Genomic DNA, 23,186 nt, shown 5'->3' on the forward strand with positions numbered 1-23,186 from the left:
CGGCGATGCGCGGCACGTTCAGTCTGACACGCGACGCCACACCGTGGGCGCAGGTCCAGACCGGTGCGTGAGGGGCATTAGGCTGGGCCTCCCAGGAAGAGAGGTGCTCCCATGTCGCTGTTCGATCGCGTCGAACTCGCCCCCGCCGATCCGATCCTCGGTCTCACTGAGGCCTTCGTCGCCGACCCGCGGCCCGAGAAGGTGAACCTGGGCGTCGGGGTCTACCTCGACGAGAACGGGAAGCTGCCTCTGCTCGACTGCGTGCGCGACGCGGAGTCGCGGCTGGCCGCGGACCCGAAGCCCAAGGGGTACCTCGGCATCGACGGCTCGCCCGCCTACCGCGACGCCGTCCGCTCGTTGGTGTTCGGCGACGGCGCCGACGTCCTCGCAGACGGCCGCGTCGCCACGGTCCAGACGCTGGGCGGCACCGGCGCCCTCAAGGTCGGGGCGGATCTGCTGCGCCAGATCAACCCGTCGGCCACCGTGCTGATCTCCAACCCCAGCTGGGAGAACCACCGCGCCCTGTTCACCCGAGCGGGGTTCCGCGTGGACAGCTACCGCTACTACGAGCCGGCGCTGCACGGCATCGACATCGACGGCATGCTGGCGGATCTACGCAGCGCGGACGCCGGCACGGTCGTCGTGCTGCACGCCTGCTGCCACAACCCCACCGGCTACGACCTGACCCCCGAGCAGTGGGACCAGGTCATCGAGACCGTCCGGGACCGCGAGCTCATGCCGTTCCTCGACATGGCCTACCAGGGCTTCGGGTTCGGCATCGAGGAGGACGGCGCCGTCGTGGCGCGGTTCATCGAGTCCGGGCTCGAGTTCTTCCTGTCCACCTCGTTCTCGAAGTCGTTCAGCCTCTACGGCGAGCGCGTCGGCTCCCTGTCGGTCGTGTCCGAGTCGGCCGACGCCGCCCGGCGGGTCCTGTCCCAACTCAAGATCTGCATCCGCACCAACTACTCCAACCCGCCGACCCACGGCGCCGCGCTCGTGACCGCTGTCCTGACCGACGGCGCGCTCCGCCGCGGCTGGGAACAGGAGCTCGCCGCGATGCGCGACCGCATCAAGCAGCTGCGGCGCGGGCTCGTGGGCGCGCTCGAGGCCCGCGGGGTCACGGACATGGGCTTCATCGCCGGGCAGCTCGGGATGTTCAGCTACTCGGGGCTGACGAAGCAGCAGATGATCGCACTGCGCACGGACTACGGCATCTACGGCACCGACGCGGGCCGCATGTGCGTGGCCGCGCTCAACACCGGGAACCTCGGCTATGTCGCCGACGCCATCGCGGCGGTCCGCTCCGGCTCCTGAGTTCAGTGGCGGGCCAGCCCGCTGGCCCGCCTGACCGGGGTCGCGATGGCCTCGTCGAGCCGGTCCGCCGAGCCGTAGAGACGCACGCGCCCGCGGGCCCGCGTCACGGCGGTGTAGAGCAGCTCGCGCGTGAGCAGCGCCGAACCCGACGGCGGCAGCACGACGGAGACGGTGTCGAACTGGCTGCCCTGCGACTTGTGGATCGTCATGGCGTGCAGGTCCGCCGCGTCGTCCAGCAACGACGGGGCCACCGACAGGGGCCCGTCCGGCCGGTCGATGACCGCCACGTGCTCACCCCCGACGTCGATGACCACGGCGGTGTCGCCGTTGTGGTACAGCTCGGTGTTGCGCTGCAGCAGCAGCGGCTGGCCGGCGTAGGACCTGGTCTCGAACCCGTAGTCGGGCAGCTGTGTGGCGAGCCAGCTGCGCGCGGCTCGCGCCCAGTGGCCCACGCCGAAGGGTCCGTCGCGGTGCCCGCACAGGATGCGGTGCCCGGCCAACGCGTCGAGCGCGCCGACGGTGTCGCCGGCCGTGGCCGCGGCGACCACCCGCCCGGCCGCCGCCAGGACGTCCTCGCGCACGGAGGGCAGGGACACCGGGTCCGCCGAACCGTCGAAGTCGACGAGCTCGACGCTGGATCCGGAGGCGAGCACCTCGCGGGCGGCGGCGGCGTCGCCGGCGAGGATCGCGTCGGCGAGGGCGTTGATCTCGGCGTTCGAGCGGAAGTTCGTGGTCAGCCGGGCGATGTGGCCGCCGGGAGCGGTGACGAGGCCACCGGCGCGCTCGATGTCGGCCAGGACGGCGCCGGCCTCGACCGAGCGGAGTTGATGCGGGTCGCCGAGGAGGACGAGCCGCGTCTCGGGCGCCAGCGCCGCCATCAGCTGGCCCATCATCTCCAGCGACACCATCGAGGTCTCGTCGACCACCACCACGTCAAAGGGCAGCGGGTTGCCCGGGCCGTACTCCACGTGGGGGGACCGGGGCCGTGCGCCGAGAAGCCGATGCAGCGTCCCGCCCCACAGGTGGGGACTGCCCGGTAGGCGGGCGGCCACGGCCGACTGCAGGCGGGCGGCGGCCTTGCCGGTGGGCGCCGCGAGGGCGATGCGGGGCTCCGCCGGCGCCAGCGACGCCAGGATGCGCGCGACGATGCTCGTCTTGCCGGTGCCCGGACCCCCCGTGATGACGGTCGTGGGGTGCCGGAGGGCGGCGGCGACCGCAGCCTCCTGACGGGCGTCCGTGTGCTCGCCGACGGCGAGCGGCGCGGCCTCGGTGACCTCGAGCGGGGACAGTGCGCTGCGGAGCCGCAGCGCCCGGGCGAGTCGGCGTTCCTGCCGCCAGTACCGGTCGAGGTACAGCAGGGTGTCGTGCAGCCGGAAGGGGCGGGCCTCTGACTCGGGTGCGGCGACGGCGGGGGAGGCGGCGATGCGGGTGAGCCACTCGTCCGGATCGGGCCAGGCGAGGGCCGCCTGGTCGGTGTCGGCGCCGTCGAGGTCGGCCTCCGGGAGCAGGTCCAGGTGGGCTGTCCGGACGTCGAGGCAGACCGAGCCGAGCCGCAGTTCCCGCGCCGCCAGCGCGAAGGCCAACTGCACGTCGGGGTCGGGCTCGCCGGCCAGCGCGGCGAGGCGCCGGGCCAGGTGGAAGTCGATGGGGCGCAGCATGCCCGCCGCGCAGAAGTCGCGCAGGACGCCGTCGGCGGCGATCGGGATCTCAGGCACGGCGGCCTCCCAACAACTCGGACGCGGCGACGACGAGCGCCGCGGGTGGATGCCACGCCATGACGCCGCAGCTGGCGCCGTCGACGACCGGCGCCTCCGGCCCCGCCATCCCGCGCACGAAGAGATAGCCGACACCGCCGAGGTGCGTCGCGGGCTCGTAGGCGGGCAGCCGCCGGGCCAGATAGCGGTGGAGCGCGACGCAGTACAGGATGGCCTGCAGCGGATAGTGGGCCTGCATCATGGCCTCGGCCATGGCGGGCGCCACGTAGTGGCCCAGGATCAGGTCCGCCCCCGGACCCGGGGCGAGCCGGTTGGTCTTGTAGTCCACGACAAGGAACCGGCCGTCGTCCAGGCGCAGGACGGCGTCGATGGATCCGGTGAGGAACCCGTTGAGCACAGAGTCGGCGGCCTCCGAGGAGCGCAGCCGGTGCGGATACCCGGCCAGGGGATCGGCGGCCGGCAGATGGGCGGCCATCAGCTCGGCGAGGTCCCCGACCGTCGCGGGGGTTCCGTCGTCGGCCAACGGGAGGTCGAAGTCCAGCTCCGGGAGCCGGCGCGTCGTGGGCAGGTCGGTGAGCGCGGCGGAGGTCAGCGGCAGCAGCGGGGTGCGGGCGACGGCGATCAGGGCGTCGGCCAGGGTCTCGTGGAGATCCGGGTGCAGGGCGTGCTCGGGGCCGAGCTCGGCCGTGACCGCCCGAGCCGATGCCTCGAGCGTGCCGGGCTCCCACGCCAGCCGCTCGAGCGCCTCGTGGACGAGCGTCCCGAAAGCCGCCCCGGCCGGGAGCCCCGCCATGGGCGAGAGGGCCGACAGTGCGGCGTCGACGGGGGCGGGCGCCGCGACGTCCACGGTCGCCGATTCGTCGGCCAGGACGTGGGCCGGCGCCTGCTCGTGCAGCGCCTGCGTGAGGCCCGAGTAGGACGTGCGTCGCCATGTTGTGTCGATGCTGCGGCGCCAGCGACCGAGCGACAGCTCGGGCCGGGGGGTCGCGTCGGGCGCGGGCGACGGCGGGGCCGACAGGCCCATGCCCATGCGCAACACCGCGGACGGCGTCGCGCCGCCCAGCGCCGCGCGGCGCTTCTCCCACGCGCGCACCAGCGTGGCCATGGGGTCCGGGCGGCCGCCCGCCCCGCCCGCCACGTGCCAGGCGACGCACAGGTGCTGCGCCCGGGTGAGGGCGACGTACAGGACCCGCAGCTCCTCGGCCAGGGTCTGATCGTCGAGGTCGCGTGCGAGCTGCTCGCCGTTCGTCGGCGAGGGGCCGACGTAGAGGTGGCGACGGCCCTCGTGCACGAGCGTGAACGGCCGGCTCCGCACCGCCTTGACGCCGTCGGTTTCCGGCACCAGCACGATGGGGAACTCCAAGCCCTTCGCCGCGTGGATCGTCATGACCCGCACCGCGTCCTCGTCGGTGGCGACCCTGATGGCGTCGCCGGACTCCTCGTCTGAGGCGCGCCGCTCGATGAGCGCGAGCAGCCCGCTCACGGTTCGCTCGCCGCTTGCGTCGAGTAGCTCCGCCACGTGCAGCAGGTCCGCGAGTTCGCGCTCGCCGTCCCGCTCGGCGAGGAGCCGTTCGTCGAGTCGCTCGACCGCGCGCAGGTGGGTGACCACCCGCGCGATGCCGCCGTCGGCGAAGCGCTGGGCCAGTGTCCGCACCAGCGACGAGACCCGCGCCGGCTCAGGGCCGGCGGGGTCCAGGAGCGTGCCGAGGTCCGACCCGATCAGCGCGGTGAGCGCGGCCAGCCGGATGGTGGCCTGCATGGGGTCCGCCATCGCGGACAGCAGGGCCGTCCAGTCGCGCGCCGCCGGCTGGGTCCAGACGGACTGGGATCCGGTGAGGACCGCGGGGATCCCCGCCCGGTCAAGGTCGGCGCGCAGTTGCCGCGCGCGGGCGCCGCGGCGGACGAGGATGGCGATGTCGCTGTAGCGGACCGCCGGGTCCGCACGGTGCGTGAAGGACGCGCGACCGACCAGGCTGCGCACCATGGCCATGAGGTCTGAGTCGATGGCTGCGGCCGGTGCGCAGTGCTGCAGCTCCTGGCGCGTGGTGGTGCGCAGCCAGAGCCGCTCGGCGGGCGGAACGACGAGCCGCGGCTCGGGATGGGCCGCGCCGACGGGGGACACGGTGACGCTGTCGTCGCCCAGCCCGAGCTCGGCGAAGAGCTCGACGACGCCGTCGACCAGCGGCTTGTCGGTGCGGCGATTGACGGCGAGCGTGTGGACGTCCGCCGTGGCCTTGGCGTCGAGGTAGCTGTGCAGGTCCGCGCCGCGGAACGCGTAGATGGACTGCTTGGGGTCCCCGATGAGGATCGTCGGGCGGTCCGGCCCGAGGAACGCCCGCTCCACGATGGCCCACTGGTCCGGATCCGTGTCCTGGAACTCGTCGATGAGGACGGTCCGGAAGCGGCGCTGCAGGGCGTCCCGCACCGCCTCGCCCGTCGTCGGGGTCTGGAGGATGCGCAGGAGGCGGGAGATGACGTCGTTGTAGGTGCAGATGCCCTCCGCGCCCTTGCGGTCGGCATACAACTCGCGCACCTGCCGGGCGAACTCGTGGTGCGGCCCCGATGGCGGGAGCAGGTCGAGCGTCGAGAGCGCGGCCTCCACCCCGATGCGTAGCGCGGCGCGCGGCGCGATGGGCGGCTGCCCGTCCATGCGGTGCAGCTTGAGGTAGGTGTCGGCGGTGCATTGATGGGCCAGGTCGACCGGGTCCGCCCCGACGACCTCAGCCGGGTCCCAGTCGCCGAGGATGCCGAGCTCGTGGAGCATCGACTGGCAGAACGAGTGGGTCGTGAGGATGGTCACCTCGTTGAACCGGGCGACGGCCTCGGCCAGCCGTGCGCGGTGCAGGTCCGCGTGGGCCCCGGCGAGGTGGGCGGCCACCCGGTCCTCGGGGTCTGGCAGCGGCTGGCCGGCCAACGCGGCGTCAAGGGCAGTCACGGTCCTGGTCAGGCGTTCGAAGACCCGGGAGCGCAACTCTCCGGTGGCGTGCCGGCCGAAGGTGATGAGCAGGAGGTCGCGGACGTCGAGTCCGTCCTCCGCGAGGTAGCGGGCGGCCAGCGCTGCGATGGCGTAGGTCTTGCCGGTCCCGGCGCTCGCCTCCAGGAGGGTGGTGGCGCGCGGCAGGGGGCCGGTCAGGTCGAAGGAGGTCATGCGCCGCTCCTCACCAATGGTGCGTAGAGCGCCAGCGCCCAGGCGGTGAAGGCCGACGACCCAGCCGTCTGCGGGTCCTCCGGCAGCGGCGGGTCGGCGAACAGCTCCGACACGTCGGCCTCGTAGAACAGGCGCCAGCTGCGGGCGGGCCACGGCCACTTCGACCGGTAGTCCTGGAACGGGCCCGACCAGTGAGCCTGCTCGAAGCCGCCGCGGTGCATCTCCCGCGCGTACTGGATCGCCGGCGCGGCGGGCACCGGCAGCAGCCGGTGCTGCCCCAGCGAGAACGCGCTGACCACGGACGTGAGGCTGGTCATCGCCTCCTCCGGTGGGATGTCGCGGATCTGGTGCACGCGCGGGACCAGGCGTCCGAAGTCGTTGAGGAGCCGGTGCAGGCGGGCCGGAGCCGGCATGCCCGCAGCCGCGAGAGCGACGGCCTCCAGCCACGGCCGGATCACCTGCTCGTCACCGCTGCTGGCGGTGACGGTGACGGCGGCACCGCCGCGCGTGCGCACCTGATCCGTGACCCGGACGACCCCGCCCGAGACCGGGACCTGCACGTCGAGGCGGTGCTCGGCGAGCTCAGCGTGCCAGTCTGCCTCCGCTCGGGACCAGAGCGCCTCAGCCTCCTCGTGGGCCCGTTCGAACGCCAGCCTCCCGATCTCCAGGGGCGGGTGCACCTCGCGCTGCCGGAGCGCCTCGGCCACGCGGCTGCCCGATTCGCCCGACTTCCACGCCTCGAGCAGGTCGTTGAGGATGGACCACCGCTCCAGCCCTCGCGGCTCGAGCGGGATGTCGTCGGTGAGCTCGGGAGCCTCCCGGAGCGTCACGCCGGCCGCGGTCTGGAGGAATCCCCTGGCGGGGTCCGCGAGGAAGCGGGACAGCTGGGCGATGGTCACCTGCGCCGGGGGCGGTCCGACCGGACGGGTGCGGGCCTGCTGCCGCCGCCGCGCGTGGCGGGAGGGCTGCTGCTGCGGCCGGGAGCGCCGGGCGAGAGCGCCGGCGCGGGCGGCGGCGTCGAACCCGGGGCGCTCCAGGAAGTTGCCCTCCGAGGTGGCGGTGGGCGGATGCGCGACCGGCGCCGGGTCGACGCCCAGCTCTTCCAGCAGCCAGCTGACGGCGACGGGCAGCGCGGCCCGGTCGTTCGTGCGCTCCGAACGTGCCTGCCGCACGATGACGAGCCGCTCCGCGGCGCGGGCGTGGTCCAGCAGTTGGCGGCGGCGCCGCTCCCGGGGATCCGGGGTGGCGGCGCCCAGGTCCACGCAGTCGGCGGGCGCGCCCATTCGCCCCGGCACCACGTCGTCGGTCACCCCGAGCAGCGCCACGACGCGGAACTCCACGTGCGGCAACTCCCCGAGGGGCAGGACCAGCAGCGAGCCGTTCCCGGCGGCCGGGCGCCGTCGGTAGCCGGAGGCCAGGTCCGCGAGCAGGAGCGAGAACTCGTGCCGTGTCAGCGTGGTCTCATCCCCCGCATGGTCGTGCTCCAGGCGGGTGAGCACGCGGGCCGCCGCGGTCAGCTGCCACTCGTCCGCGCGGGGGAGGGCCACCAGCGAGTCGATCGCCGCGCGGCAGGTGGCAACCCACCGGGGCACGGTGGCGGGATCCGCCGAGTCTGCGATGAGGCGCCGCAGCCGCGACACGACCTCGCACAGCGACCCCACCGTGTCCATGTCCGTGGTCGAGACCACGTCGGCGCCGCTGAGCCCGAGCCCGGCCGACTCGTCGGGGGCCACGGCCAAGCCGATGAGCAGGCGGTCCAGGCCACGCAGCCAGGTGTTCTGGACCACGTCGCCCAGGCCGAACTGGGCCCGGTGCGCGGCGTCCATGCCCCAGCGGACCCCGGACCCGTCGACCAGCTCGACCAGGGCCGCCCGATCGGTGAAGCGCCAGCGGTGGGCGATCGCGGGCCGCAGCAGCAGCTCCACCAGGGAACTGGCCGTCGCGCGCGTTGAGCCCAGCCGCAGCAGGTCCACCAGGACCAGCACGAGGGGATTGGGTGGAGTGGCGCCCACGGGCTGGACCCGCAGCCCGCGCCCAGGGTGGGCCTCGCCCGCCGGCACCGGCGCGAAGGCCGCGTCCAGCAGCGGCGCGTACCGCTCCATCTGCGGGCAGACGACGGCCACCTCCCGCGGCTCCAGCGTGGGGTCCTCGGCGAACAAGCGGGTCAGCTCGTCGCGTAGCACCTCCACCTGGCGGGCCTCCCCGTGCGAGTCGTGCACGTCGACGGCGGGCACCAGGGGCTCCATCGCCGGAGCGTCCTCGACCTCCGAGGCGATGCCCTCGGCCCACGCGGCTCCCGGCGAGCCGCTGTGGTGGAGCAGGACGAGGGTCCCGTCCTCCCCGAGCGCGGAGACCACCCGGGCCTCCTGCGTGGTGAGCCAGTCGACCCCGACGAGGACGGTGGGAGTGGTGTCGGACCGGGCGGCGTCAGCGACGGCGGCCTGGACATCGAGCGGATCCAACTCCAGGCGTTCGACGGCGGCGCGCAGCAGTGCGGGCTGCCAGGCCGCCGTCTCGGGCAGCGCCTCGCCGCCCAGGCCGGCGTCTGAGCCCCCCAGCCAGGCCTCGACGAGGTCCGGCGCGTGGTCCGCGTAGGTGCGCAGCAGGCGGGCGAGCCTGACGGCCGTGGCTCGACGGCGCCCCGGGCGCCCCGCGCCGGCACCGAGCGCGGCGTGGAGCAGCGGATGGCCCGCGGCCACCTCCTCCAGCGCCGACTGAACGGCCAGGTCCAGCGGGGTGCCCAGCCACCGCGCGCGATCCCTGGCGACCCCGGCAGCCTCGGCGAGGTGGCGCAGCAGATCCCGCGGCGTAACGTACGCGATCCCGGCCGACACCCCCATCCGGGCCGCCACCTCCTGACCGACCACGCGGCCGGTCTCGTGTGTCGCCACCAGGACCCGGGCGGCGTCGAACGGGCCCAGGTCCAGGGCCTCGAGCGTCTCCGCGAGGCGGTCCATGAGCGCGCCCCAGCGCCCGGCCCGTACCGCCCTCACCGCCATGCGCGTCCCCCTGTCCACATCGTCGATCACCTTAGCCGCCACCACCGACAGAACCGACCGCCCCGGTCTCGACGTGCGACCTGTCGGTAGGCCCGGCAACAATGGGGGGATGGACGACCCCATCCTCGACGCCCTCGACCCGGAACAGCGCCGGGTCGCCACCTTGTTGGAGGCCCCCGTGGTCGTCCTGGCCGGTGCCGGAACCGGCAAGACCCGCGCGATCACGCACCGCATCGCGCACGCGGTGCGCGAGGGCGTCTATCAGCCGGGGGCCACCCTCGCCGTGACCTTCACCACGCGCGCGGCGGGGGAGATGCGGTCGCGGTTGGCGGGGCTCGGGGTCCGCGGCGCCCAGGCCCGCACCATCCACGCGGCCGCGCTCAGGCAGTGCCAGTTCTTCTGGCCGCGCGCCTACGGCGTCGAGTTCCCGTCCGTGGCGGAGAACACCTACGCCCTCGTCGCCCGCGCCGCCCATCAGGTCCTCGGGTCCTCGGATCAGGCGCTGGTGCGCGACCTCGACAGCGAGATCTCGTGGGCGAAGACCAGCAACGTCACCGCCGCCCACTACCCGGAACTGGCGGCGGGCCGGTCGGTGTCCGGGGCGAGCCCGGCCCAGGTCGCCGCGGTGATGACGCTCTACGAGAAGCAGAAGCTGGCCGCGGGGACGGTCGACTTCAACGACATCCTCATGTGCAACGCCGTGTTGCTGACCGAGCACCCGGAGATCGCCGCCACCATCCGCGACACCTACCGCCACTTCGTCGTCGACGAGTACCAGGACGTCTCCGCGCTGCAGCACCGGCTCGTCACACTGTGGGTCGACGGCCGCCGAGACGTGTGCGTCGTCGGGGACCCCAACCAGGCCATCCACTCCTTCGCCGGCGCGGACGCCTCGTATCTCCTGCGCTTCGGCCACGAGATCCAGGACGCCGAGACCGTCCGGCTGTTCCGCAACTACCGCTCGACGCCCGAGGTGCTCACGTCGGCGAACCGGGTTCTGCGGGTCCGGCCGGGTGGGGCCGGTGCGCTGCAAGCCACGCGGCCCGGCGGTCCGGGCCCCACCTTCGGCGGCTATCCGGACGAGGCCACCGAGTCCGCAGAGACGGCCAGGTGGCTCACGGAGCGGCACGCAGACGGCACGCGCTGGTCCGAGATGGCGGTCCTGTACCGGATCAACGCCCAGTCGCCGTCGCTGGAGGCCGCGCTGTCCGAGCGGAACATCCCCTACACGGTGCGGGGCACCGAGAAGTTCTACGACCGCGCGGAGGTGCGTCAGGCGCTGGCCGAGTACGGCCGGGTGACCGACGGGGACCCCACGGGCCGGGCGGAGACCGCGATCGAGACCGCGCTGGGCCGACTCGGCTGGACCTCCGAGGCACCCTCGGGCCAGGGCAGGCAGCGCGAGCGCTGGGAGTCGCTGGCGGCCCTGCGCGGCATGGTCGTCGACGAGGCGGGACGCCGCGAGGGATGGACCGCCGAGGACGCGCTCGCCTGGCTCCGCGAGCGGGCCGCCTGGCAGGCGGGGCCCGTGGCCGACGCCGTCACCCTCGCCACGCTGCACGCGGCCAAGGGCCTCGAGTGGGAGTCGGTGGCCATCGTGGGGGTCCGCGAAGGGCTGGTGCCGTTCGTGCTCAGCCAGGAGGAGCCCGCGCTGTCCGAGGAACGGCGACTCCTGTACGTCGGCTTCACCCGGGCCCGCCGGGATCTGCGGGTGACGTGGGCTGCCGGGCGCGGGTCCGCCACTAGGTCGCGGTTCATCGCGGACCAGGTCACGGGCGAGGCCACCGTGGGACGCGCCCCCCGGCAGCGGTCGGGGTCGGTGCGCTCCCGCACCTGCCGCGTCTGCGGCAATCAGCTGCACACGGCGGCCGAGCGCAAGCTGAGTCGCCACGAGACCTGCGAGGTGACGTTCGACGAGGCGCTGTTCGACGCGTTGCGCGGCTGGCGCAAGGCGACGGCCGATGAGGCGTCGGTGCCCGCCTTCGTCGTGTTCACCGACGCCACCCTGCAGGCGATCGCCGAGGCGGCGCCCACGACGGCGGCGGCGCTGCTGAAGCTGCCCGGCATCGGGCGGGTCAAGGTGGATCGCTACGGGGATCAGGTTCTCGAGGTGGTCCGGGGACATCAGGGCTGAGCGCATCCCGCCACGGGACAGCCACGGCGCCTCCTCCAGGTTTTGAGCGCGAGCCCCGGCTCGCCCAGCTGCCACGCCCAGCTGGCGCCCACGACGTCGCTGCTGCCCTCGACGACCGCCAGGGCGTGCAGGGCGGTCCAGGCCGATGCCCACGCCGCCAGCGCGTCGTGACCCGGCCCGCGGGGATGGGCGGGCTGGGCCAGGCACGATGGGCAGGGGCCGTAGCCCGGGGCGACGAACGGGCCGACCAGCGCCGACTCGTCGTCCCAGGTGACGTGCAGCGCCCCCGTCGCGTGCGCGTAGCACTCGGCCTCGAGCGTCGGCTGCGCCCCCGGAAGGGAGGTGAACACCGTCAGGGCCGCACCGACGCACCAGCCCGGCCGGCGCAGGGCGGCCGCCGGTGTCAGGGTTGCCGGGCGCAGGGGCAGCCGCCGCAGAGCGGCCTCCACGGGGGTGGTCATGTCGACGGGGCCGATGAGGACGACGGTGGGCGTGGCCATGGCGCCACCCTGCGGCATGGGCGAGGCGAGGAGACAGTGTCAGCGGTGCTGCGGACAACACCTCGATCGCCCCGGACAACACCGATGGGGCGGCGCCGCGGTGGCTGCCGCCCCATCGAGGGGTCCTGCGTGGGTGAGGCTCAGGCCTTCCCGAGGATGCGGTTGAGGTTCGTGCCGCACTCGGGGCACTTGCCCTTGGCCATCTTCGTGCCCTTGGCGTTGACCACGACCTCGCCCTTGGCGTCGCGCTTCTCCTTGCACTTAACGCAGTAGAAGGAGCCTTCCCAGATCTCCGTAGCCATTGATTTCCTCCTTAATCGGGCTGCCGATGCATTCAGCAACCTGGTTCACTCTAGGCGGCGCCGCCGTGCACTCACAACGAGACACACCGCCCCTGACGTAGCGGAGTCCCGGGCCGCCCGCTCCGCCTTCCCCTGCGTAACGAGCCGACCGGGACTCACGGCGCCAAGTTAATCGCGGCGCGCGGAGCCGCGTCAAGGGCTATCCGGCACCGGATCATGCCCCGGGGCCCTCCAGGAGCCGCCGGAGTTCGGCGTCCATGGCGTCTTCGCTGCCCCGGTCCTCCCGGTCCTCGCCCGAGGCGAACGGCAGCGGATCAGCCAGGTCCTCGGTGGACGGCAACAGGTCGGGGTGGCCCCACACCGCGTCGCGGGCAGCCGCGCCACGGTGGTGTTCGACCGCCGCCCAGAGGTTGCGCGCGTCCCGCACCAGGCGGGGCCGCAGGTCGAGCCCGAGCAGTTCGGCGAACACGCCGACCACCGGAGTGGCGGACGCCCGGCGCCGGTGGACGAGTTCCTCGAGTTGGGGCGCGTTCGGCAGCCACTGCGCCGTCGCCCGGGCGACGACGTGGTCGACCCAGCCCTCGACGAGCGCCAGGAGCGTCTCGAGGCGGTCCAGGATCTCGAGCTGGGTCGGGGTGCTGGCGGGCTGGAAGAACGAGCCGCGCACCTTCTCGCCGACGGCCACGACCTCCTCGATGGACAGGTTCTGCAGGTTCTCGGGCTGGAACTGGCCCGCGATCGCGTCGAAGTCGATGGTGATCTCGCGGGCGTAGTGCCCCAGCAGCGCCATCAGCTGGGGGGACAGCCATGCGACGTGGTGGAACAGTCGCTGGCGGGCGGCCTCACGCAGCAGCAGGTAGAGCGTCACGTCACGCGCATCCGCGTCGAGGTCCTGGGTGAACTGGGCCACGTTGGCCGGGATGAGGACGACGTCGTGCGAGCCGAGCAGGTTGAAGCCGATCTCGGTGCCCGTGAGGATGTCGCAGGCCACCTGGGCGAGTTCGCGCTTGAGCCGGTCGCGGTAGATCAGCGAGGCGGAGGTCTTCATCATGGGCGCCAGCATCTGCGTCATCGGGTCGGGTTCTCCGCCCTCCGTCGTGCCGCGCTTCAGCGCCTCGGCCAGGCCGTCGATGATGGGCTCGATCACCGCCCGCCACCCGTCGCCGGTCTCGTCCAGCCACGCGGCGCGCGTCACGGCGCGGGCCGGACGGCCGGTCTCCACGAACGTCGTGTGCTGCGAGAGCCAGCTCTGCGCGACGCGCTCGACGTCGACGACGGCGGCGCGCTCGTCGGCTGTCAGCGCCGGGTCGGCTCCCGACTGCGCGGCCAGCTGCTTGGCTGCGGTGATCGTGGTGCGCCAGGCCGCGTCGGGGTCGCGGTCGGCGTTCGTCAGGCCGAACATCATGCCGCCGCCGGACTGCTGCAGGCGCTGCACCTGCGCCATCAGCTGCTCGAGGTCGATGTTCTCGGGGTCGCCGAGGCCCATCTGCTCGAGCATCCTGCGCAGCTGCTCGAAGTCGAACGGGCCGAAGGGATTGGGGCTGGACATCGAGTGACCTCCTCGCAGCCCATTCTTCCGCATGGCACAAGCGCCGCGCGACGGCTTGCCGCCGCTTGCTAGGGTGAAGCCGGATCTGGAGAAGGGAGTGCTCGGTGTCGCGCAACGCGGTGGCGATCGTCTCCTCCCTGCTGTTCGTGACGCTCGCCGCGCTCCTGGTGGTCATTCCGGTGCCGTACGTGGCGTGGCGCCCCGGCCAGACCATCGACGTCCTGGGGTCCACCTCGTCCGGTCCCGTCATCGACATCGCGGGCCTGCCCACCTACGACACCCCGGGCCGGCTGCTCATGACGACCGTCTCGACGACGCGGGTGGACTCCACGCTGAGCCTGCCCGAGGCCGTGTTCGTGCACCTGGCCGAGGATTCCGACGCGATGCCGCGCGAGGTGATCTACCCTCCCGGCAAGTCGTCGACGCAGGTGCAGAGCGAGGCCGTCGCGATGATGGACGAGTCGCGCATCAACGCCACCGTCGCGGCCCTGCGCGCCGCCGGCGTGCCCGTGACGGAGCTCCCGCGGGTGGAGAGCGTGGTCCTCTCGGGCCCCAGCGCGGACCGGCTGATGCCCGGCGACCTCATCACCGCCGTCGACGACATCGCCATGAAGACGGCCGCCGACGTCGCCGCGCGCATCTCCGGTCACGCCGTCGGCGACGTCATCGTCTTCACGGTCCTGCGCGAAGGCCTGGAGCAGACGGTGTCCGTCACCTCCGCGGCCAGCAACACCGACGCCAAACGCCCTGTCGTCGGCATCAGCCTGGACACGGGGTTTCGCTACGCGCCTCAGGTCACCTTCGGGGTCGACCAGAACGTGACGGGCCCCAGCGCCGGGCTCGTGTTCGCGCTCGGCATCTACGACCGCATCACCGAGGGCGGCCTCATGGACGACCGCGTCGTCGCCGGCACCGGCGAGATCGGCCCGGGGGGGCGCGTCGTGCGCATCGGCGCCATCCGGGAGAAGATCGCCGGCGCCGAACGCGACGGCGCCGAAGTGTTCCTGGTCCCCGAGGACAACTGCGGAGACATCGGTGACCTCGATTCTGACCTGCTCCTGGTCGAGGTCTCCACGCTCAAGGACGCCATCGCGGCGCTCCAGCTCATCAACGAAGGAAACACCGCGGAGGTGCCCACCTGTGGCTGACTCATCGAGACTCGTCGCCTGCCTGATGGACGTGGAGAGGCACGTCTCGTCTGCCGGGTGGGATCAACCGGCGCGGCTGTTCGCCCTCGTCACCACCAGCACGCTGCTGGAGGTGGAGCCCCAGCTGCGCGGCCGCGTGCCCGACGGCATGCCGGACGCGTTGACCGCCATCGAACAGGACGAGTTCCACGCCACCCACGACGTAGTCGAGCGGCTGTCGGGCATCTTCTGGCCTGATACCGTTGAGGGCTGCGCCCTGGCGATGGAGCGGGCCTTCCTCCCGTCGCAGTACGAGGCGGACGTGCCCGACGACGCGGACGAGGCCGCCCAGTTCGTCGCGAAGCACCCGCACAAGACCGACGTGCGCGTCGTCGTGGGGGTGTTGCGCGATGGGAGTCGGCACGGGGTGGCGCGCCTCCTCAGCAACCCCGACGACCTGCTCGGCGCCGCCGACCTCGTGCCCGGCCTCGCCGACGCGCTCGCCGACACGTTCCGGGGTGAGGACGCATGAGCACCCGGCCGATGGACTTCGAGGGCTCGACCAGGCGGGGCCCCTTGCTGTGGACCGTCCTCATCGTCGGCGGTGCCCTGCTGATCAGCGTCATCACGGCCCGGGTGGTCACCGACTATCTGTGGTTCCGCAGCATCGACTACCAGTCGGTGTTCACGACCCAGCTGGCCGCGCGGCTCGGCCTCATGATCGGGTTCGGGCTGCTGATGTTCGTCATCGTCTTCTTCAGCCAGGTGATCGCCTACCGGCTCCGTCCCAAGGTGCGGCGCGCCAACCTCGACTCCGACTTCCTGATCCAGCTGCGCGACGCCCTCGACCGGCGCTCGACCGCCCTCATGGCCGTCCCGTCCGTGACGCTGGGCATCCTGGCGGGCATGGCGGCGTCCGGCGCCACCGAGACCTTCCTGGCCTGGTGGCACGCCACGCCGTTCGACTGGACAGACCCGTACTTCGGGCTCGACGCGAGCTACTACGTGTTCACGCAGCCGTGGCTGCGGTTCATCGTCGGGTTCCTGCTGTTCGCCGTCATCGCGGGCGGCGTCGCCGCGGCATCCATCCACTTCATGACCGGAGCGCTGAATTCCGCCGCCTTCCGCGGCACGGGCAACGCTCCCGCGGGGCTGGGCGCCCAGCGCCACCTGTCGATCACCTTCGGCGTGGTCATGCTGCTCATCGCGGCGAACATCCTCCTCGACCGCTTCGGGCTGAGCACGACCCAGAACGCCAACTTCACCGGTCTCGGGTACACGGACCTCACGACGCGCGCCCCCGTGACCGCGATCCTGGCCTCCATCGCGGTGATCGTCGCGATCCTGGCGTTCGTCAACGCCTGGAAGGTGCGCTGGAGCGTGCCCGCAGCGGCCACGGCGCTCCTCGTCGTGTCCGCTCTGCTGCTGTCGATGCTGTACCCGTGGATCGTCCAGAGCTTCGAGGTGGTGCCGGACGAGCAGGAGAAGGAACGGCCCTACATCGCCAACAACCTCACCGCCACCCGCTACGCGTACGGCATCGAGGATGTGGAAATCGAGGACTACGAGGCCACGACCTCGGCCAGCGCGGGTCAACTGCGGCAGGACGCGTCGGCGCTGCCCGCGATCCGTCTCATCGACCCCACCGTCGTCCCCCCGGCGTTCGAGCAGCTGCAGCAGGTGCGCGGCTACTACACGTTCCCCGAGACCCTCGACGTCGACCGCTACGTCATCGACGGCAAGCCGACCGACTCGGTCGTCGCGGTGCGCGAACTGGACCTCAACTCGGTCGAGTCGGGCGACACCTGGAACAACCGCCGCACCGTGTACACCCACGGCTACGGGATGGTCGCCGCGTTCGGCAACCAGCGCCAGTCCAACGGCGAGCCGGTGTTCTTCTCCGGTGGTATCCCCACGGTCGGTCAGCTGCCGGACCACGAGCCGCGGATCTACTTCGGCGAGGCGACGGACTACTACGTCGTCGTCGGCTCCCCGGAGGGTCAGGCGCCGGTGGAACTCGACACCCCGTCGGGCGGCGAGGGCCGCACCGAGTCGCTGTACACCTACAGCGGGACCGGCGGCGTGCCCATCGGGAACTGGCTCACGCGGGCCGCGTTCGCGATGCGCTTCGGCGACATCAACCTCATGCTCTCCGACCGCGTCAACGAGGAGTCGCGGATCCTGCACGACCGCATCCCGGCCCAGCGCGTCCAGGCGGTCGCGCCGTGGCTGACGATCGACGCCGACCCATACCCGAGCGTGGTCGACGGCCGCATCGTGTGGGTGCTCGACGCCTACACGACGACCGACAGCTTCCCGAACTCGACCCTCAGCGACTGGACCCGCGCCATCTCGGACTCGCGGACGCAGGCGGACCGCCTGCTGGTGGGCCAGCAGGTCAACTACGTGCGCAACTCGGTCAAGGCCACCGTCGACGCCTACGACGGCACGGTGACGCTGTACGAGTGGGACGAGGAGGATCCGATCCTGCAGACCTGGCAGAAGGTGTTCCCCGGCGCGGTGACCCCGAAGTCGGAGATCTCCCCGGAACTGCTGGAGCACCTGCGCTACCCGCAGGACCTGTTCAAGGCGCAGCGCGAGATCCTGGGCCGCTACCACACGACCAGCCCGAGCACCTGGTACACGCAGACCGACATCTGGCAGGTCCCGAACGACCCGGTGCGGGGCGGCCAGCAGGGTCTCAAGGAGCCTCCGTACTTCCTCACGATCCGCTGGCCGGGCGACACCAACCCGCACTTCGCGAACACGACGGTCTTCGTGCCCAAGGACCGCGAGAACCTCAGCGTGTACATGGCGGTGAACGCCGACGCCACCAGTGAGGACTACGGGCGGATGCGCGTGCTCAAGCTGTCCGACAGCAAGCAGATCGCCGGCCCCGGCCAGACGTACAACTTCATCGCGACCAACCCGCTGGTGGCGGACAGCCTGCTGCCGTTCAACCGGCAGGGGGCCTCTGCGTCCGCGATCTACGGCAACCTGCTGACGCTGCCGCTCGGCGGCGGCCTGCTGTACGTGCAGCCCATCTACACGCAGACGACGGCCACGACCGGTGCCTACCCGGCGCTGCGGTTCATCGTGGTGCGGTTCGGCGAGGAGATCGGCATCGGGGACACGCTGCAGGCGGCACTCGACCAGGTGTTCCAGGGCGATGCCGGGGCGGAGACGGGCGAACAGCCGATCGACGAGCCGGCGGTGCCCTCTGAGCCGTCCGGCCCCGAGGACGCCCAGACCAGGGCCCGCAACCTGCTCGACGAGGCCCAGGGCCTGTTCGAGGCCGCGGACCTGGCGCTGCGCAGCGGGGACCTGGCCGACTTCCAGGCCAAGGTGAAGGCGGCCGAGGCGAAGATCGAGGAGGCGGCCGACGCGCTGAGCTGAGGTCAGTCGCGGAGGTCGACGACCTCCGCGGCCAGCCCGCGGGCGGCCAGGGCCGGGAGCAGTTCCTCGGCCGCGCCGGCCACGGCGACGGTGAGGGTGCCGGGCCGCACCTCCTCGCGGAAGGCCTCAGTGGCCTGTGCGGGGGTAACCTCGCCGAGGTCGGCGAAGTGGCGGTTCATGTACCCGGCGTCCAGGCCTGCGGCGGCCAGGGCAGATGCCTGGCCGACGATGTCGGCCGACGTCTCGTTGGCGAGCGGCGCGACCCCCACCAGGTAGCGGCGCGCGTCGTCGATCTCGGCGGCGGTGAAGGGGTCGCGCAGTTCGAGCCCGTCGAGCAGGCGGGCCACCGCGTCCGCGGCCACCTCGGTCCGGACGCTGCCGCCGACGGTGAATTGTGACTCGCCCACGCCGGGGGAGAACCCACCGCCGATGCCGTAGCTGTAGCCCAGGCGCTCCCGCAGCTCCAGGTTCAGGCGGCTGGCGAATGCGCCGACGACGGCATGCCCGGCGAGCCGCAGCGCGGGCCACCGCTCATGGCTCCTCGGCACCGACCGCCGGCCGATGAGGATGGTGGCCTGCACGGAGCCGGGGCGGTCGACGACGACGATCCTGGACCTGCCGTCGGGGGCCGGCGCGGGCGTCGACCCGGATCCCCGACCTGGCCCGACCCAGTCGGCGAGTCTGGAGAGCGGGGCGGGGTCCGGAAGGTCGCCCGCCACGAGAAGGACGGCGCCGTCCGGGGTGAAGTGCCGCCGGTGCCACGCGTGCGCGTCGGCCGCGGTGAGCTGCCCCAGCGTCGCGGGTGTGCCCGCAGCGGGGCGGCCCTCCCGATGTTCGGCGCCGTAGAGTTCGCGCCGCAGCGCGAGGCGCGCGGACGGACCCGGCGACGCCAGCTTGGAGTCGTAGGCGGCGACCTGTGCCTCGATGTGGTGCGCCACGTCCCGCTCCGCGTACTCGGGTTCGGCGAGCACCTCGACGAAGAGGCGCAGCACCTCCGGCAGGCGGCGTGTGGGGGCCTGGCCGCCGAACGTCGTGTACCGCAGCCGGGCGGTTCCGTGGAGGGTGGCGCCCTGCGCCTCCAGCAACTCACCGATCCGGCCGTCGGGGTGGCTCACGGTGCCCTCGTCGATGGCGTGCAGCGCGACGGTGCCGAGGCCCTCGAGGTCCCGCGGCTCCGCCGCGAGCGCAACGGGCAGCACGAGCTCGAAGGTGGCCAGGTGCTGGCCGGGGAGGTGGAAGTGCCACACCGTCAGCCCCGTGGGGAGCGACATGACGGTGGGCGTCGGGAAGTGCCACGCCTGCGACAGCGTGACGTCGGGCCGGATCATGCGGCTGCCTCCGCGTGGTAGTGGAGTTGTTGGGCCGACGCGGGCGCAAGCCAGCGGCCCGCCGCGGCGGCGACGGCCCCCGCGTCCAGGGCGAGGACGTCCGCGAGGTGATGGTTGACCTGGCCGGGGTCCCCGTGCAAGAGCCAGGCCTCGTTGATGGCGTCGGCGCGCCCGGCCGTGGTGGCGAGTTCCCAGAGCCACTCGCGCTCGTACTGCGCGATGGCTCGCGCGAGTTCCTCGTCGGTCGGGCCCTCGTGGGCGAAGCGCGCGACCTCGTCGAGCACGGCGTCGGAGAGCCGGGGGAGGGGCACCCCCTCGACGGGGCGGGCGAGGAGCGCCGCGACCGACCGGGTGGACCGGTGGGTGAGGCTGGCGCTGTGTGCCTCGTTGGCCAGGTCGCCGTGCCGCACGAGCCGTCGGTGCAGCCGGGAGGTGTTGCCGTCGGCGAGGATGGCGAGCGCGAGGTCGATGGCCGGCTGGTCCGGATGAGCCGCGGGCGGCGTCGCCCAGGACAGGTACGTCAACGGGTGGGGCACGTCCCGGGTCACCGACACCACCGTCGGCGGGCCCGGCGGGGGGTCGGGCACGTCGCGGGGCGCGCGGCCGGGACGTGCCGGGAGGCCACCGAGGTAGCGCTCGGCCAGGGCCACGCCCTCGTCGCCCGTGACGGGGCCGCAGAGCACGAGCCGGATGTTCGCGGGCCGGTACCAGGTGTCGAAGAACGCGGCGACGTCGTCGAGGGACGCGTCGTCGAGGTCCGCCATGGCGCCGATGGTGAGGTGACCGTAGGGGTGCTCGGGGGGGAAGTGCTGCGCCGTGAGGAGCTCGAGGAGGTCGCCGTAGGGCTGGTTGTCGTAGCGCTGCCGCTTCTCCTCCTTGACCACCTGCCGCTGCGCCTCGAAGTTCTCCGCGGTGATGGCCAGGGAGGAGAACCGGTCGGACTCGAGCCACAGCGCCAGCTCCAGCGCGCCGCGCGGCACGGTCTCGAAGTAGTTGGTGCGGTCGCTCGACGTGGTGGCGTTCACCGTGCCGCCCAGGGCCTCGACGGTGGCCATGTGCTCACCGCTGGCGACGTTGGCCGACCCCTGGAACATCAGGTGCTCGAAGAGATGGGCGAACCCGGTACGGCCCGGCTGCTCGTCCGCCGACCCGACGTCGACCCAGAGGTTGACGGCCACCCCGGGCGCCGCCGCGTCGGGGGCCACGACCACCTGAAGTCCGTTGTCGAGGCGGGCTCGGGTCAGGGGATAGCTCAGGGCGGCCTCGGTCATGCGCGCAAGGCTAGCCCACGGGGCCGCGGCCTCAGTGGAGCGCTGCGTCGGCCGGGCCGGCGGCCCAGGCGTGGAACGTGACGGTGAGTCCGGCGCGGGTCGGGGCGCAGGTGAACGGCCCAGCGAGCGCCTCGGCATCGGGTGGGAAGGGCGCCACCCGGACCAACCGCAACTCCTCGCCGTCGAGCCCGGCCCGCACCGTCAGCGCGTCTCCGGCCCGCGACACACGGACCCGCACGCGACGACCCCGCCACCCGTCGACGGGGGCGACGGACCAGTCCGAGAGCGGGCCGGTGACGACGGCGCCCAGCTGGAGGTGGCCGTCGGCGAACTCCACGCCCGCCTTGGTCCAGCGATCGGCGCCGGCGGTGACGAAGAGCCCGGCCTGGTCGAACTGCTGATCGAAGTCCGCGGTGAAGACGACCTCCATCGCGGAGCCGGCGGGGAACGGCGCCACCAGCGTGTGCTCGGTGTCGTGGACGAAGCCGTAGGAGGTGACCCGCCACGCGTCGGACCCCTCGGCGGCCGTGACGCGGAGTGTCGCGCCCTCGTCGTCGACCGCCACCGGCGGCGTCGTCCAGGTGCCGGCGGACCAGGGCAGCGAGGTCATGTTCATGGCCCCACGCTAGCCGCGCACGGGGACTGGACGGGCGGAGTAGGTTTTGTTGCATGAAGTATCGCTATCTCGGTAACTCCGGACTGAAGATCACCGAACTCACCTACGGCAACTGGCTCACCCACGGGTCGCAGGTCGAGGCCGACACCGCGACCGCCTGCGTGCGCGCCGCCCTGGACCACGGCATCACGTCGTTCGACACCGCCGACGTCTACGCCAACACCGCCGCCGAGGTCGTGCTGGGCGAGGCGCTCAAGGGGGAGCGGCGCGAGTCGCTCGAGGTCTTCACCAAGGTCTACTGGCCGGTCGGGCCCAAGGGCGCCAACGACGTCGGCCTGTCGCGCAAGCACATCATGGAGGGCATCAACGGCTCGCTCTCGCGGCTGCAGATGGACTACGTCGACCTGTACCAGGCGCACCGCTACGACGTGGAGACCCCGCTCGAGGAGACGATGATCGCCTTCGCCGACGTCGTGCGGCAGGGCAAGGCCCTCTACATCGGCGTCTCGGAGTGGCCGGCCGACAAGATCCGCGAGGCCGCCCGCTACGCGAAGGAACTGAAGATCCCGTTCGTCTCGAACCAGCCCCAGTACTCCATGCTGTGGCGCGTCATCGAGGACCAGGTCATCCCGGCCTCCGAAGAGGTGGGCGTGTCGCAGATCGTGTGGTCGCCCATCGCGCAGGGCGTGCTCACGGGCAAGTACAAGCCGGGCCAGCCCGCGCCCGAGGGGTCGCGCGCCACCGACACCAAGGGCGGCCAGCAGATGATCAGCCGCTGGATGCGCGACGACGTCCTCGGCGCGGTGCAGCGGCTGCAGCCGCTCGCGGACGAGCTGGGGCTCACGATGGCCCAGCTCGCCGTCGCCTGGGTGCTGCAGAACGACAACGTCGCCGCGGCCATCATCGGTGCGTCGCGCCCCGAGCAGATCGCCGAGAACGTCAAGGCGAGCGGTGTCGAGATCCCGGACGAGCTCATGTCCAGGATCGACGAGGTGCTCGGCGACATGGTCGAGCGGGACCCCGCCAAGACCGTCGCGCCCGACGGCCGCCCGGCCTGATTCCCCACGTCCGCGTCGCTCGATTTTGTATGTCCGCAGACAATGCGTATAGTTAATCGAGCGACGCGGGGTGGAGCAGCTCGGTAGCTCGCTGGGCTCATAACCCAGAGGTCGCAGGTTCAAATCCTGCCCCCGCTACTGAAAACTGGCCCGTGACCTGCGGAAACACAGGTCACGGGCCACTCGCCATTTGAACCATTCCGGCTTGTGTCGCGCTTTCGTGACCCAGAAACCCCGTTGGTCGCGAAGCGAGGCGCGGCCCGACGGGGCCCGAGTGACGACGCGGTCCATAGCCAGCGAACCGAGGCGTGACCGGAATGGCGCCGATGTCTCGGGCCGTTGGAGGCGCGGCGGACTTAGCCCGCGCGGGATCAGATGTCGTAGTTCTCGTTGGCTCTCGTTGTCTTCCAACCTCTTCCATTGCCTGGTCAGAGCGGTCCCGGCGATGGCCGATCCGCACCCTGACAGCCCTGCAGCAAGCGGGGCGGAGGTCTCCGCGGGCTCGCCCTATCGGTCGCGTGGTGGGAGGCGCTAGTGTGTGGGCGCCAGTCGTACTCCACTCGTGGAGTCAGGGAACCCGGTGAGATTCCGGGACTGACGCGCAGCGGTGAGGGTGACGGGCGAGGCAACACGCCACTGGAGCGATGCTCTGGGAAGGTGCCTCGCACCGGTTGATCCCGAGTCCGAAGACCTGCTGGCACTGGTGACAACCGTCGCCAGGTCGTACGT

General features: G+C 72.4%; 14 protein-coding genes, 1 tRNA gene, 1 pseudogene and 1 riboswitch. Of the genes and pseudogenes, 7 read left to right on the top strand and 9 right to left on the bottom strand.

The genetic code is table 11. The features are described from left to right. Positions 1-111: 111 nt before the first annotated feature. Positions 112-1,314: an amino acid aminotransferase gene (locus tag BCR15_RS05665; protein WP_068751225.1), complete on the top strand. Its 1,203-nt coding sequence runs from the start codon at positions 112-114 to the stop codon at positions 1,312-1,314. Between the two features lie 2 nt (positions 1,315-1,316). Here the strand turns inward: BCR15_RS05665 and recD are convergent, their stop codons facing one another. From recD to BCR15_RS05680, 3 genes and pseudogenes are all read right to left on the bottom strand, one after another. Then, a complete protein-coding gene (gene recD, locus BCR15_RS05670) occupies positions 1,317-3,029 on the bottom strand; it encodes an exodeoxyribonuclease V subunit alpha (protein WP_068751226.1) in 1,713 nt (570 codons plus the stop codon). Then, positions 3,022-6,135, bottom strand: a pseudogene (locus BCR15_RS05675) (UvrD-helicase domain-containing protein); the annotation flags it as partial. The pseudogene BCR15_RS05675 and the gene recD, both read right to left, overlap by 8 nt. 38 nt (positions 6,136-6,173) lie before the next feature. Then, positions 6,174-9,206: an exodeoxyribonuclease V subunit gamma gene (locus BCR15_RS05680; RefSeq protein WP_176715191.1), complete on the bottom strand. Its 3,033-nt coding sequence runs from the start codon at positions 9,204-9,206 to the stop codon at positions 6,174-6,176. Between the two features lie 79 nt (positions 9,207-9,285). Between BCR15_RS05680 and BCR15_RS05685 the strand changes: the two genes are divergently transcribed. Beyond that, positions 9,286-11,310, top strand: a complete 2,025-nt coding sequence (locus BCR15_RS05685) for an ATP-dependent DNA helicase UvrD2 (RefSeq protein ID WP_068751229.1) — start codon at positions 9,286-9,288, stop codon at positions 11,308-11,310. Here BCR15_RS05685 and BCR15_RS05690 read toward each other — a convergent pair. From BCR15_RS05690 to BCR15_RS05695, 3 genes are all read right to left on the bottom strand, one after another. Continuing rightward, positions 11,301-11,810, bottom strand: coding sequence for a hypothetical protein (locus BCR15_RS05690; RefSeq protein WP_068751230.1), 510 nt, complete (start codon positions 11,808-11,810; stop codon positions 11,301-11,303). The genes BCR15_RS05685 and BCR15_RS05690 overlap by 10 nt on opposite strands. A 140-nt stretch (positions 11,811-11,950) precedes the next feature. Then, positions 11,951-12,112, bottom strand: coding sequence for a DUF5679 domain-containing protein (locus BCR15_RS14910; protein ID WP_176715192.1), 162 nt, complete (start codon positions 12,110-12,112; stop codon positions 11,951-11,953). A gap of 214 nt (positions 12,113-12,326) precedes the next feature. Next, positions 12,327-13,661: a zinc-dependent metalloprotease gene (locus BCR15_RS05695; protein ID WP_068751231.1), complete on the bottom strand. Its 1,335-nt coding sequence runs from the start codon at positions 13,659-13,661 to the stop codon at positions 12,327-12,329. A 104-nt stretch (positions 13,662-13,765) separates the two neighbouring features. Here BCR15_RS05695 and BCR15_RS05700 point away from each other — a divergent pair, with 104 nt between their 5' ends. The 3 genes from BCR15_RS05700 to BCR15_RS05710 are packed head-to-tail and all read left to right on the top strand — an operon-like array spanning position 13,766 to position 18,184. Further along, complete coding sequence (locus tag BCR15_RS05700) at positions 13,766-14,809, top strand: YlbL family protein (protein ID WP_068751232.1); 1,044 nt, start codon at positions 13,766-13,768, stop codon at positions 14,807-14,809. Next, positions 14,802-15,320 (top strand): PPA1309 family protein, encoded by a 519-nt coding sequence (locus BCR15_RS05705; protein WP_068751233.1) that lies wholly within the window; start codon positions 14,802-14,804, stop codon positions 15,318-15,320. Before BCR15_RS05700 ends, BCR15_RS05705 begins: the two co-directional genes overlap by 8 nt. Next, complete coding sequence (locus BCR15_RS05710) at positions 15,317-18,184, top strand: UPF0182 family membrane protein (RefSeq protein ID WP_068751234.1); 2,868 nt, start codon at positions 15,317-15,319, stop codon at positions 18,182-18,184. The genes BCR15_RS05705 and BCR15_RS05710 overlap by 4 nt, the downstream gene beginning before the upstream one ends. A gap of 2 nt (positions 18,185-18,186) precedes the next feature. Here the strand turns inward: BCR15_RS05710 and BCR15_RS05715 are convergent, their stop codons facing one another. The 3 genes from BCR15_RS05715 to BCR15_RS05725 are packed head-to-tail and all read right to left on the bottom strand — an operon-like array spanning position 18,187 to position 21,399. Continuing rightward, on the bottom strand, positions 18,187-19,512 hold the full coding sequence (locus BCR15_RS05715; protein WP_068751235.1) for a M16 family metallopeptidase: 1,326 nt from the start codon (positions 19,510-19,512) through the stop codon (positions 18,187-18,189). Next, a complete protein-coding gene (locus BCR15_RS05720) occupies positions 19,509-20,783 on the bottom strand; it encodes a M16 family metallopeptidase (RefSeq protein ID WP_068751236.1) in 1,275 nt (424 codons plus the stop codon). The genes BCR15_RS05715 and BCR15_RS05720 overlap by 4 nt, the downstream gene beginning before the upstream one ends. 31 nt (positions 20,784-20,814) lie before the next feature. Then, positions 20,815-21,399, bottom strand: coding sequence for a DUF1349 domain-containing protein (locus tag BCR15_RS05725; protein ID WP_256094455.1), 585 nt, complete (start codon positions 21,397-21,399; stop codon positions 20,815-20,817). Positions 21,400-21,452: 53 nt separating this feature from the next. On the opposite strand from BCR15_RS05725, the gene BCR15_RS05730 reads away from it, so the two are divergent. Together BCR15_RS05730 and BCR15_RS05735 are read left to right on the top strand one after the other, a co-directional pair. Then, complete coding sequence (locus BCR15_RS05730; RefSeq protein WP_068751237.1) at positions 21,453-22,457, top strand: aldo/keto reductase family protein; 1,005 nt, start codon at positions 21,453-21,455, stop codon at positions 22,455-22,457. A gap of 64 nt (positions 22,458-22,521) precedes the next feature. Then, positions 22,522-22,595, top strand: a tRNA-Met gene (locus tag BCR15_RS05735). A gap of 391 nt (positions 22,596-22,986) precedes the next feature. After that, positions 22,987-23,170: riboswitch (cobalamin riboswitch) on the top strand. The last annotated feature ends 16 nt before the right edge of the window (positions 23,171-23,186 follow it).

The organism is Tessaracoccus lapidicaptus (assembly GCF_001693815.1).
GTDB lineage: Bacteria > Actinomycetota > Actinomycetes > Propionibacteriales > Propionibacteriaceae > Arachnia > Arachnia lapidicapta.

What these genes read in the sequence shown, in the direction of transcription:
- BCR15_RS05665 (WP_068751225.1), top strand. Translation starts at nt 112, where the DNA reads ATGTCGCTGTTCGATCGCGTCGAACTCGCCCCCGCCGATCCGATCCTC.
- BCR15_RS05685 (WP_068751229.1), top strand. Translation starts at nt 9,286, where the DNA reads ATGGACGACCCCATCCTCGACGCCCTCGACCCGGAACAGCGCCGGGTC.
- BCR15_RS05690 (WP_068751230.1), bottom strand. Translation starts at nt 11,810, where the DNA reads ATGGCCACGCCCACCGTCGTCCTCATCGGCCCCGTCGACATGACCACC.
- BCR15_RS14910 (WP_176715192.1), bottom strand. Translation starts at nt 12,112, where the DNA reads ATGGCTACGGAGATCTGGGAAGGCTCCTTCTACTGCGTTAAGTGCAAG.
- BCR15_RS05695 (WP_068751231.1), bottom strand. Translation starts at nt 13,661, where the DNA reads ATGTCCAGCCCCAATCCCTTCGGCCCGTTCGACTTCGAGCAGCTGCGC.
- BCR15_RS05710 (WP_068751234.1), top strand. Translation starts at nt 15,317, where the DNA reads ATGAGCACCCGGCCGATGGACTTCGAGGGCTCGACCAGGCGGGGCCCC.
- BCR15_RS05715 (WP_068751235.1), bottom strand. Translation starts at nt 19,512, where the DNA reads ATGATCCGGCCCGACGTCACGCTGTCGCAGGCGTGGCACTTCCCGACG.
- BCR15_RS05720 (WP_068751236.1), bottom strand. Translation starts at nt 20,783, where the DNA reads ATGACCGAGGCCGCCCTGAGCTATCCCCTGACCCGAGCCCGCCTCGAC.
- BCR15_RS05725 (WP_256094455.1), bottom strand. Translation starts at nt 21,399, where the DNA reads ATGAACATGACCTCGCTGCCCTGGTCCGCCGGCACCTGGACGACGCCG.
- BCR15_RS05730 (WP_068751237.1), top strand. Translation starts at nt 21,453, where the DNA reads ATGAAGTATCGCTATCTCGGTAACTCCGGACTGAAGATCACCGAACTC.